Origin of the sequence: Pseudoalteromonas sp. CnMc7-15 (assembly GCF_022347925.1) — a bacterium.
Taxonomy (GTDB): Bacteria; Pseudomonadota; Gammaproteobacteria; order Enterobacterales; family Alteromonadaceae; genus Pseudoalteromonas; species Pseudoalteromonas ruthenica.
In genome coordinates, this window is the sequence record NZ_JAKRFT010000003.1 from 79424 (window position 1) to 92092 (window position 12669).

Here is a 12669-nt window from a genome sequence, read left to right on the forward strand (position 1 = left end):
CTTAATACACTCTGCAGTGTACAAGCAATAACTAGCCTCCAGCCTATTAAAGCAACCTCCTCTCAATCAGCTTTGAGCCCTAATTGTGGTTTAACTGGGCTTCTCAGAACATCATACCCAGTTAGATAGACATATTTATTAAGCAAGTACTATCATTTCATTGCCTAAGCTTATGCAACTTCCGGCAGAGAATAAATATGATGAAGCTCACGGCGCCGAATTTCGCAGCTATTTTTATGGTCGCTCTTTTTCTATTTATTCTTAACCAAGGGGTGTAGCTAACCCTTGGTTAAGATCTCTCATTGGTATTTTTACTCTCAGCTTCAAATCATGGTCATACTCTTTTTGGGCGATTACAAATTATCATTAACAGACAATCATTCTCTTCTCATTGTTTAACCGTGAATATGACTCTTATTATTTGCCTTTAGGCTTGAAAACTTTAATTTCAAAAATTAAATTATTATTATCTTTGGGCAAATAAGTTATTTTAACTCTATTCCCCTCTTTTATTACTTTTGAGTCATGTGCTCTGTTGGCGAAAAACAGGCCACTAGTGCCAACATCATTATAATCAAAACTAACCTTTCCAACTTTAAAGCTCTCCTTTCGACTGTTAAAATTTTCAGTTCTCAGTTCTGTTATTATACCTTCAACAGAAACCAACTCTCCAGACTCAATTCTTTCTATCGTTTCAAACAATTCATAATAGCTATAAATTTCAGTGAGAAAATACAAAAAAACCAACGAAAAAAGCAACCTAAAATCCATTAAATTAGAAAGCTTTAGCTTATCCTCATATAACCTCCTAAGAAAGAAAAAAGAGAAGATTAAAGATAAAGTAATAGCGATCGTGATATAGAACTCCCAACCTATAGTTGGGATTTTAGATTGATAATAAATCTCAAACATTATTCCCCCCACTCTTTTCTTGGTTTTACGTGCATATGAACCATGCTCGCCCCACTTCCTTTACCTATATCGAGCCCGAAAGACGAGAACGTATTCGCACCACGACCATAAGAGGTCGCATAATCGACTCCAAGGTTAGTAAATGGCACTGAACCAGAGTATTCAGTTGAGTGACCAAAGAATTTACTATATTTAGGAGAGTAGTCAACAGACCACCCTGAACTTATTTCATTTCCATAAACGTTAGATATATCAAAAGGGTCAAAATTGTGACCTGAACCGAAGTAGAAATCAAACTCACCTACTCTGGTATCCCAATAAATTCCGAAAGCAAGTTTGCCGCCTAGATTTCCTTTGACAGCTGTACCTTCGTACCCTATTGCGTATACGCCATGGAGCTCATCATTTGCGTCACTCCAATAATCTCTCCAAGTCCGCTTCATGTCTCCCCAAATTTGCTTATAACTAATCTCATTTACAACAAACTGTATAGCGCTAGTCACTGCACCGTTAGCAAATTTACCACCGGTTATTCTGGATACTGTTCCACCAACAAAAGCCTGAGTAATTACTCGTCCAAGCGAAGGTTCCGCTTCAAACTTTCCTACTCCTTTCATAATGCCAGCTGAGATAAAGCCATGTCCAAACTTGCCTCCTTGTACTTCACTCAATATCCCCCCAGCCATTGCATGAGTCGCCATTTGTCTTGAAGTTGACCAAGGGTTGCCGGAAGACTGAGCCGCTCTTATCTTGCCACCGATAGCTCCAAAAACGACTCCGGCCAAGGCCCCATTAACAGCTCCCTTGAGGCTTCCAGATCCTACGTAACCTGCAACCCCACCTGAAATGGCCCCTGCTACCATTGCATTACCTATGGCCCCTTTAGCAAACCCAGCAACTGCCCAGCCTGCAGCCCACTCTGCCGCTAAACCATAGGTCACATAAGACACAACGGCTGCAACGACCACCCTCCAATACTTCTTAACCGTTTTACCAAGCCATTTAAAGAAATGGCCACTAGGATCAGTCATCGACATGGGGTTATTCAGCACGTAGCTGTAACGATTATAATTTTGGCCATTTAATGGGGCTTGAATAAAGGGATCAGCCTGCAAAAAACGCCCCAGGGTGGCGTCATAGATACGCCCCTTCATATGAATGATATCAAGATGATCTAGTTGCTTGTGGCCAGTATAACCTTGCTCACTTGGCGCAGAGTAAATGAAGTCGCCATAATTGCTTGCCAAAAAGACGTGAGTACGTTTACCGAAGGGGTCGTAAATAGCTTGGCTAACGGCATCGCCTTGTTGATTTGTGACAAGTACGACCGAGCCCTGGTAATCGGTGTGCTGATAAAGCACATCACTACTGCCGTTGTCGCGTTGGGTCACGATAATATTTCCTAGGGCATATTTATGTTCAACTAAAGCCCCTTCTCCGCCGCTACGAACAACCTGAGTGTAATTGCCAACGTAAGTGCGGCTGTAGGTTACCGCCTTGCCATTTTCTTGGTAGCTATCTTGCTTATAAATCAACTCATGGTCCACACCATACTGCATAGTTGACTCGCCAGCAGCACTGCTTATATGAATAGCCTTATCGAAACCAGAGTAAGTAAAATGGCGATTGCCATCACTGATGACATTGCCATTACTATCATAATGCATGCGATACAGCGGGTTTTGATCATTAACCCTGTCTTGCTCTGTTGTATACACTCCTAACAATTTATAGGGATTAACATTGTCATATTGATAAAACCCTGCACCTGGCTTGTATTCTAGATTACCTAAGGAGTCATACTGATAATCATGATCTTGAGAGAAACTCGTCGGTAAGTTGACATCTAGACTCGTGATACTAATTGTGCGTTCGTCGAGCCGATAAGCGTCGTCATACATGAACGTTTCGCTGTAACTGGTTCCGTTAGAACTCAACGAGCCGTATACACTGCTGCGGGAGGTAATATTCCCCTTGTTATCATAACCCACCGCGCTGCTATACAAGGCATTTGTACCACTTGCAATATCGATACTTTCAAACCACCCTGTTCTCGGCTTAAAGCCTGCACTTTCAGTGACTCCGTTTGCATAGCGCACATCTGTAACGCGATTACGAGCATTCATCGACTCAATGGTTTTTAAGGCTTGCCCGGTTGTTGCGTTTTTCAACTGGTGAGCATAACCATAGTCATTATAGGTTTGCTGAGTTTTAAAGGTTTCTTCACCCTGTGGATGGGTAGTTACGTCGGCACGGCTATATTTATCGTACGTTTTTGAAGAAGTGTACGTTACCCCCGCATATGTAGTTGACACTTGTTCGGGTAAGCTTAAGTTATTATAGGTGAAACGCTTCTCTATAGTCGCTCCGCTTGCATCACATTGAACATTGCGCCCGTCGTATTTCGCTTTTCGAACAAGCTTACCTACAGCGTTCTTTGTAGCTTCACCGTTACTGCCATACACCCAGCAACGAGTGCCCTCTGTCGCCTCATAAGCTCGTATTTTTCTTCCTAGTACGTCGTAATCAAAAACGGTGATATGTCCTCTAGCGGAAGTTTGGCTGTAAACCTCACCGAACGCGTTATAGGTGTATGTCCACTTCCCTTTGCTTGGATCATCTGTTGTACGCCTATTTCCCCACTTATCATAGGTGTTAGTGATTGTAGAGTTTTTGGTGTCCGTGCCAATGGTTTGCGTAGATAACAGGTTACTATAAGCATCGTACTCAAAGTAGACTTCTGTCCCCACCCCATCAACGGATTTAATGACTTCACCAAAGAAGTTTTTTAATGTTCGTGTATAAATTGAATTTTCGTCTTTTTGAGTTGTCTCTAGCTTTTTATATGAGTATGTGAGGGTACTGCCATTAGGCTGCGTAACTTGTTTTTTCCTGCCTAATTTGTCGTATGTATATTCTGTATAATATGAAGAATTTGGCTCATAAGTGCGGAACAATCGCCCTTGGGCATCATAACTTTGGGTAACACTGTTCCATCCGCCAGTAAAGTTAACCACACTGGTCTTTAGCTCACGGCCCCAGCGGTCTAGTTCAACTTTTTTATCGGGCGACCCTGACTCTTTAGTAGTTACCACTAAATAGGCATCTGCGTTATCACAGCTCGAACAAAACTCTTGGGTTACAACCTGTTCGCGAGAATCTGGGTAGTCAACTTTGCTTACTCGTCCAAAGGCATCAAACGTTGTTGTTTTGCTTAAACCGTTTGGAGAGACTGTTGTTTGAGAAAATATTAGACCTTGAGCGTCGCCAGCTGGCTCACCATTGTATTTGTATGTCACGCTTTCATTGAGAGCGTTACTTTGCTGTTTTAAGAACCGACCTTGCTTGGCAAATAAACTCGTTGCTTTGCGAGTCTGAGTACATGCTTGAGCGTGCATATTACCGCTTGCAGATTCTTCAATTCGGTTCCCATAGGCATCATATTTATACTCTGTCACAAGGGCATTATCGGCGTCCTTGGCAACAACCGAAGTTTTCAGCATACCATCAGAATAATAACTGAAATTAGATACACGTGTTGTTGAGTGTATCTTGCCGCCAGAATGGCGAACCTTGGATACCGAGGTTGACCTTAAGCGCCCCTGTTTTTGTTCAGCTTGATTACCAAAGTTATTAATGGTGGTGGTTGTGATTGTATCGCTACTTAGCACGTCTGTCTTTTTAATGGTGATATTCGTAGCGTTACCGTAATCGTCGTACACTGAACTTGTTACTGTGGTGCCTACATGGGCAACACCGTGGTTACTGCTATAGGTATAACTTTTTTCAGTGGACTTCTCTATATAAGGAAACAGCCCTTTGGCGGTATTTTTAACTGCTAATTGGTTTTCCGCCGATGAAATTATTTTTCCATCCAAAGATTGAATTGTGGATACAGGCATCCCTGTTAATACTGCTCGCTCCTTTTGGTGCTCTTGAGAGTATTGAGTTTCCGTTACAATACCGCTTTGTTCATCGGTTGTTCGTAACACCTGAAAACCTAACGAACCTCGACCGTTACGGTGTATAAGCATACCACCATACTGATAGCTCACAGTTAAATAGTCGGTATTTAAACCTTGCTCTCGAACTGCTGTTTTTACTTGGCTGACAACATAAGAACCAGATTTAGGTGAAAAGGTATTATTACTATTGTCGTCATCGGAATAATCACGGAAATAGACATTTTCATCTGTTAAAGGCGCATAAGTAACCTGTGTATCCACCCCATGGCTAGTAGTGAAGGTTTTAATTGTATACTCATTGATATTGTCACGCTGAGAACTACGACTCCACTTTGAGCCGGTACTGGTTAATAAAGAAAGTTTACCGTCGCCGTTAATGTCACCAAAACGCACCACAGCGTTGGCAGCAAAGCCCTTTTGCCCACGATGTAAAAAGGTTAAAGAGTCTACGTCGTGAGTTTGTTCAGAGAAATAAATATCCCATTCAGAAGAACTGTTGGCATGCAATAGATCTGCCCGCCCATCTTGGTTGAGATCGATAAGATACGTCAACGGGTTGTAGTCTGTTGATGCTAGCTGTGGCAAGGACACCGATGGAAGGAAGTATTTACCATTGGATAAACGGTACGCCCAACTTTGACGATTCGCATAGAGCAAGTCACTTAAACCATCACCATTTATGTCTGCAACACGGAGGTCATCTACCAAACCAATCCTGGGTCCTGGACTAAGTTCAGGTGCAGATAATGTTCCGGCTCCGTGCATGACTCGGAAAAATGAATACGGAACTCCCGCTTTCCACGTACCACCTAAATCTTCACAGTTTTTCTTATCTTGTGGTATCTCTTGGCTGGGAGGATTGTTGAGAATACATTTATCTTCTACTTCGGTTACTTTTACAATTAAGTCCGAACGTCCATCTCCATTGTAGTCAGCCATACTGACTGCGGGCATGTCTGCAGTATAAGTGGAAAAGTCAAAACCATAAGGATCTGCATAGGTTTCGTCCGAAAAAGAATATAAAACTTCTGCGGTTGCATAAAACCCGGCCGCGTCAGAATCTTTCTCACCCTTGTTCATATACGCATAAATATGTTTGCCTTGAATATAAACAATATCTTCAAAGCCATCCCCATTAACATCCGCTATTCGCGTTCCACCATCAGCGCCGAACGCGGTTATCCCTAGGTCAGTCTGCTTTGCATAAACCGTGTAACTTGCATCTGGCTTACATATAACTCCTGGATAGCAGTGGATAGGCTTGGAATGAGGCGCGTAGTAAGCGACTTTCCATGTATCTGACTCTGACTCGGTAAAAAGCAGGTCTCTGACACCATCACCATTAAAATCAATTGTCAAAGTATTTTCTTTTATCAGCCCCCTACCGCTAGTGACATGTTCAGCACTAGTGCTTAACTCTCCGGATTTATTACCCCATTTTACCATCCACATGGAATCTGATGATGCATCTACTGGGTATAGAAGATCTTGAAAGCCATCCCCATTAAAGTCGAGAATATGTGAAAACTCTGGATTATCTGTTCCAGTAGTTAGAGAGTTGGACTCGTAAAATGCCCAGTAATCTGTATTGTTAGGAATGTCTCTACAATAAGGTTCACCATAGCGATCAATATCACATTTTTCTCTAAAGCCTCCGACCTGCAATTCTGGGCGTTGCCACTTGAATGACAGCGGCTCTAGGCATTGCTCTGTGCCGTGCTTGGTAAATGCGCATTCTTGAATGTCGGTGAGCAGGGTACGCTCTTCTATAAAATTAGAGTTTTCGTAATCAAGTTGGTAGCGCCTAAACACTTCGCTATCCACTGTTATTTCAATATTATCTAGGATATGGTTGTGCATTACTTTGCTGCCGGCCAAGTAACCACGAAAACCTTTATTATACGGCTGATAATTAAAGTTGACGCTCGCGTAGGGGGTATCTTCAGTAGTGAGGTTGCCTGTATATTCAACAGATTTAAGGTAAAAACTTCCCAAGGTGCTATCTTGTAGATAGTTGAAAAGAATATAGTTATCTTTAACGTCCTTGATTAGTTTTATCCCCCAGCTACGGACTGTGCTACCATCTCCCAAACCTGCAGCTAAAGCTAGTGCGTCTTTTTTATCTGTGCCGTTAATACTGAGGTCGGTTATGTCGCCATAGTAAAAAGTTTCACCGGTTTTGTGTTTTTCAACTACAAAATATTGAGGCCCGGTATCAACACTCCCACCGCGAGCTGTGATAGTGGAAAAAGAGTCTATCTCTGTTTGGTAAGTCGAGTTCGGTTCTCCATACTGGCCGCCTGATTGTAGGAGTAAACGCTTTCCATCGAGGCAAAAACGATCATCTTCGGATAGCTCTACTCCTTTTATTGCTTCATCAAATGTTGGCGTTTGCGGGCACCTTGAAATGCTCGACATTCCAGATATTGACCAACCAACTCCCACCGGCCCTTCAATTTTATTACCACTGGAATAGCTGAGCCCCAATTCTGGGGTAACACCTGCCGTACCGCTTGGTAAATTTAGAGGAACATGATAGCTCGCCTGCCCTGATTCATCTACGCGAAACTTAGCGTTAGTTGCACCAACAACCGTATTTGAATTTATTGACGCTACTGCCTGAGTGGTAACCCCAGTTCCTAAGATTACGAGACCCAGACCAACAATAGGTGTGACTAATTTCTTTAACAACATGAAGTATCTTCCCTGATTTTATTCTATTACGCTAAGGCGGAGCTCTTGAGCACATACATCAACGTTAAATCGCAAATGAACCATAGCTCGTCTGCCGACGACAAATTTTTCGAAAACGCTTTGGTATCCACCTTGTTCAAGGCGAGCCTCGACCACAATCGTTCCTTCCCCAATCTCTTGGAGCAAGTACTCAACCGAAAGCACCGAGTAGCCTTTATATGCACACCCATCTAAAGATGGGTTTTCTAAAATGCTCGCTCTAATTATTTTCTCATCGCTAATTTCTAACGCATGTATATTTGTACTCGCAAAAAAGAACACAATAATGGCAAAGGCTTGTACTATTTGTTTCATAATATTCCTATAAGAATGCTGGACATTGGTGGTTTGGCTTGTCTAATACCACCACTATGTCGAGAGGGTTACTCCATGCACTGCAACCAACGGGGTTGCAGGCCCTTACTCTAAAACTATACAGCCCTTCACTACGTGTTAGCTTGATAGCATCATCATTAATGGCTTCACGCTGAGTCTGCCAATTCTCGCTTTGGCTTACTTTCGACTGCAGTTGGATTCGGGTATCTTCAGGCTGAGGATTCCATTTAATTGTTATTTCATTACTACCTAAGTCATACTCACTATAAGTAGTTGGGGCACTAGGCAGACGTACCACATCAAAATCTCTGAAAGTAGAAATGCTATCGCGCCACCCTGAAGAAACTAACTTAGCGCACACTCGCGCGGGGTCGCTTAACTTAAAAGGAGCGGAATAACTTTGCCACTCGCTGTTCGCGCAGCTCGTTGAGGGAGCAACAACTTTATATTGTAATTGTGCGATGTCGCTATTAGATGATAGCGATATAAACTGTTGCGAGGTCACTAAATCGCTTTGTGGCGATATGAGAATACGGTCTTGCAACTGTGGCTTAATAACACTGAAATTAAGCTCCTTGATTATAGAGCTGGCCCCTTTATCGTCTATTACTTTGACTTTAAGCCTGTAACTCCCTTCACTCAATTTATCAAACGCGTACCTTGGCTGGTCGGTTTCAATCCATCCTTCGTTATTTAATTGAAATAAATATGAAGTAATCACACCATCGGGATCTGAAGCCGTAACTGAAACGGAAATAGGTGTAAGGGTCGTATATTGCTGTTGGCCTAAATTGATCGATGAAACTTTCGGTTTCTGATTGGGTTTGCTTACCGCAATAGTGACTCTTGCAGGTGCACTAGATACATCATATAGATTATTTCCCTTAATTCGGTAACGGAAAGAGTCGACACCCTCATACCCTTCATTGGGTATGTAAGTTATATGTTTATTATGTACGGTTATAGTTCCATGATTTGGAGACTCGTATGCCTCCAGTAAATGAAAAGCTTTTACCCCTGGGTCGTTATTCAAAACATGAAGGTCAATCGCTATCCCTGCAGTAGCTGTATTATCGTCGTTGGGATAAATATCGTATTGCTCATCGAACTGATTATCCAACCCTATCCTAATTTCACCTACTTCGGGCATCAGGCGCCCCTCAGCAGTTGCAAGACGAAACTGTACTACATCCACTTTGCCATGGTGAGAATCTGTTTGGGCAATATAAAGCAACTTGCCTTTAAAGTGATTGGGCTGATTACAGCACCATCCGTTATGGTTGTGTATAGCGGCAGTTCCATAGCGGGTTGGAATTTGAAAAATATCACTCAACCTATAACTTCCAGTGCGAGAGTCAAGCAAGGCTATTTTTACACTGTTTAAAGGAAGGGATGCCTCTACATTTTCGGCCGTTACGATATCAAACTCTTCTTGGCCACTGAGCCTGCTATTAAACTCGAATATAGTGCGCTTAAGCTTTATAGGAAGTGTGTTTTGCTCAGAGAATACATACTTTGTGCTTTTTTCTTCGAGAAAATGAGTTTGTGCTTGTGCTGCACCAGTGGTTAGAACACAGCACAGCACCAACAAATATTTGAAGTAATCCATATACTTTATTCAAAATCCTTTTCTACTAGAGCCAAGCCGGGCATTGGTGAGAATCCTGCTCAACAACGACGATGACACTTTGTGGCGAGCTCCAAGCACTGCAACCATCATTGTTACACGCTTTTAACTTAAACAGATAAGTACCACTGGCTCGTTCAAAAGTTACAGGCTGTGCAGTTTCATATCGACCCTCTGACTGCCATATTTCTTCGGATAACTTCTTTGATTCAACTAAATAGTGAAGTTCGTTACTATCGCTTTCCCACACTAATTCAATTAAGTTAGAGCCAACTTCGTAGTTAATATAGGGAGTGATAGTATCGGGCACTTGTGCGAATGATCTGTATTCTTTAATCGATACTTTACTGTTGTCCCACCCCGCTTTAGTTGCTCTAGCACATACCTTCGCGACGCCATCGAGGGTGATAGGTGCTCTATACGTACTCCAACGAGTAGAACTGCATGCCCCTGTCAAAGGTAATACAGAATATTCAAGAGTTGCTGGTTGGCTCCGGTATTCTAAAGTCACGACTTGCGCACTCGTTAACTTTTCTGAGTCGGGGTAGATCGATACTTTGCCGCTCAGTTTAGGTTTAGTAATGATGAGTGTGACGAAGGCAACGTTCGAGTATTTTCCTAAGTTATCCTTGGCTCGGGCACTGATCAAATGTTCGCCTACGCTCAGTCGACCAAGATTTATAGAAGCAGATGATTGCTCCCGCCAACCATTGGAGTTCAATTGAAAACCGTATTTACTTATTGAACCATCAGGATCTCTCGCATCTAATGAGACCACAACAGCGTCTTCTGTGGTAAGCACTGAACCATTGCTAGGAGAGGAAATTGAAACTGTTGGCTGCTTGTTCAACGAACCAGGAAATGGCGACTGGCTTGGTAAAATCACAGTCAATTCACCATATCGCATCGGTAACTGAGCAGCCGCGAAGTTTAGAAAAAACGATGCGGCAGCAACAATGAGAACAAAATACTTCATAAAGTCCCTTTCATAGGAAATAGCAGCTAAGGCTAGCGCTATCAGACCTCTAACCTTTAATTAATTTCAATTCGTTTTAATGTTTCAATGGCACTAAAAGTAGAACAATTATCGGCCCCGATTAAAGTAACTTGCGTATTTGTAGCGTGGGCAGTAAGAATATAACTTACCATCGCTTCATTCACTGAACTGGTATTTAGTGGCAACACGAAGTTCCACACTGCGTTTTGTTGGCAGGATGTATTGGTTTGACTACTCGATACTGCTTTAATAAACAGCTTATTGCCTAAAGACGTATCAAGCATAACGCGCTCTATTCTTGCATTCGGAGCCTCGCCCGCCCAAGTTGTTGAAGCAGCCAGTAAAAATAGTAAACAGCTATAAAATTTCATATTCCTTCCCTTAAGAAATTTTAAAGCCAGGGATTATACGTTTATTTAACAAAAATTAAAGCTAATCTTTAAAATATTGCACTTTATAATCTCCCCCTCCTCTAGGTTCATACAGGTACCTATAAAAAAACCATAAGACAACATCCTTTCGGTGATAAACAGGAACTACAGAAAACTCTCTCTTAGTGCAAAGTTAGGCTGCTATGGGCGGGTAACAATAATAGCTTATTCGCTGCTTTGCTGAGCACTAACTCTCAACAAACTTACGAATACGTTTTTATCGCTTAAGTCTAAAAAAACAAAAAAGCGAGCTAATAAGCTCGCTTTTTGGCCATTATAAAAGAACACTCGTTTAGATAATTTGGTTCTCTTTCCAGGCTTGCTCTTTGGCCATACGTTTTTTACGTTTGTCACACGGGTCGTCACAGTCACAGGCTTTGTCGATGCCGACAGAGCCAAGACCTCCGCAACTACTGGCCATGGCTTTACGTTGTACAATAACGCCAACGGCCATCGCCGCGACGACTAAGACGAGTAGGCCAAATGTAAGAAGAAATAGTTGCATTGTCTGTGCCCCTTTAAGTTGACAAGTTAAGGCGCAAAACGCCTTACCCGCTATTATACGCCGAGCAAAAACTAACTACAAATATGGCTTAAAAGCTGTGCTTGCATGGGTTTGCAAACCACTGTCAGTCTTGCTGATCAAGTACACCGGTAAATTATGCTCCTCAGCATAGGCTTTGGCCTGCTCTGTGCCCATAACGGTCAGTGCCGTTGCTAGGCCATCGGCAGTCATGGCGCTAGGGTGCAATACCGTTACCGAAACCAAATCATGTTTAATTGGCATGCCCGTTTGCGGGTCAATTAAATGGGTATAGGTTTCGCCATCCATTTCATAGAAAATACGATAGTCTCCCGAAGTGGCAACGCCCATACTACCTGGCTCAACTACACGGTGAATTTTGCGCTGCCCCGGCGGTGCATCAGGCTGCTCGATAGCAATGCGCCACGGCTTGTTATCGGGCTTGTGCCCGGAGATACGCATTTCACCACCAATCTCTACCATGTAATTCGTGAGTCCATGGTTTTGCAATAATTCAGCAACCTTATCAATACCATAGCCTTTTGCGGTAGCGGAAAAGCTCAGCTCTAAACCATCCACGGTTTTAGCCAAGCCTTGCTCGCTCAAGACCAGTTTATCAACGCCAATATTCGCCAGCATGGCATCGAGCTCAGCTTGCTCTGGGCGCTGTGTGGGTCGCTTATCGGGGCCGAATCCCCAAAGATCAATAAGCGGTCCCATGGTTACATCCAGCGCCTTGGTTGATTGTCCAAGGCGAATAGATTCGCTCACCACAGCGCGAAAATCGCTGCTGATGGGCATCACGTCACCTGCAGGCAAGCGATTAAATTGATTAATCTCGGAGTCTTCAATGTACGTCGACATCGACTGATTCACTTTTTTAAGCTCCTCAGTAACATCAGCGTATAAATTAAGTTGAGGTAACTGTTGCTGTGGCACAAACACCTTAATATTAAAAGTGGTACCCATGGTTTTGCCTTGTAACAACACCTCTTGTTGGTCAGATTCTGGGGCGTTATCACACCCCGATAAGGCAAATAAAGAAAGGATGAATAACAAGCCAAATACGGCTTTTACGCTGCGTAACATTGCTAGCCTCAAGTTGGTGAACAGTAAACGAAAAAAGGCTTCCTAACTGGGTTAGG

Annotated in this window: 8 protein-coding genes; all 8 read right to left on the reverse strand. The window is 42.8% G+C overall.

Annotated elements, in window-relative coordinates; translation table 11 throughout:
• Positions 1-417: 417 nt before the first annotated feature.
• Entirely contained in the window at positions 418-912 is a 495-nt protein-coding gene (locus MHM95_RS07705; RefSeq protein ID WP_239384963.1) for a hypothetical protein, read from the reverse strand.
• Positions 912-7571, reverse strand: coding sequence for a toxin TcdB middle/N-terminal domain-containing protein (locus tag MHM95_RS07710; RefSeq protein ID WP_239384964.1), 6660 nt, complete (start codon positions 7569-7571; stop codon positions 912-914). The genes MHM95_RS07705 and MHM95_RS07710 overlap by 1 nt, the downstream gene beginning before the upstream one ends.
• An 18-nt stretch (positions 7572-7589) precedes the next feature.
• The gene (locus MHM95_RS07715) at positions 7590-7925 is read right to left on the reverse strand and encodes a hypothetical protein (RefSeq protein WP_239384965.1); all 336 of its coding nucleotides are present in this window, start codon (positions 7923-7925) and stop codon (positions 7590-7592) included.
• A gap of 7 nt (positions 7926-7932) precedes the next feature.
• Positions 7933-9555 (reverse strand): Ig-like domain-containing protein, encoded by a 1623-nt coding sequence (locus tag MHM95_RS07720; protein WP_239384966.1) that lies wholly within the window; start codon positions 9553-9555, stop codon positions 7933-7935.
• 25 nt (positions 9556-9580) lie between these two features.
• Complete coding sequence (locus MHM95_RS07725) at positions 9581-10549, reverse strand: Ig-like domain-containing protein (protein ID WP_239384967.1); 969 nt, start codon at positions 10547-10549, stop codon at positions 9581-9583.
• A 56-nt stretch (positions 10550-10605) separates the two neighbouring features.
• Positions 10606-10941, reverse strand: coding sequence for a hypothetical protein (locus MHM95_RS07730; RefSeq protein WP_239384968.1), 336 nt, complete (start codon positions 10939-10941; stop codon positions 10606-10608).
• Positions 10942-11293: 352 nt separating this feature from the next.
• Positions 11294-11506: a (Na+)-NQR maturation NqrM gene (gene nqrM / locus MHM95_RS07735; RefSeq protein WP_022944566.1), complete on the reverse strand. Its 213-nt coding sequence runs from the start codon at positions 11504-11506 to the stop codon at positions 11294-11296.
• A gap of 75 nt (positions 11507-11581) precedes the next feature.
• Complete coding sequence (locus tag MHM95_RS07740) at positions 11582-12613, reverse strand: FAD:protein FMN transferase (protein WP_239384969.1); 1032 nt, start codon at positions 12611-12613, stop codon at positions 11582-11584.
• Between the last annotated feature and the right edge of the window lie 56 nt (positions 12614-12669).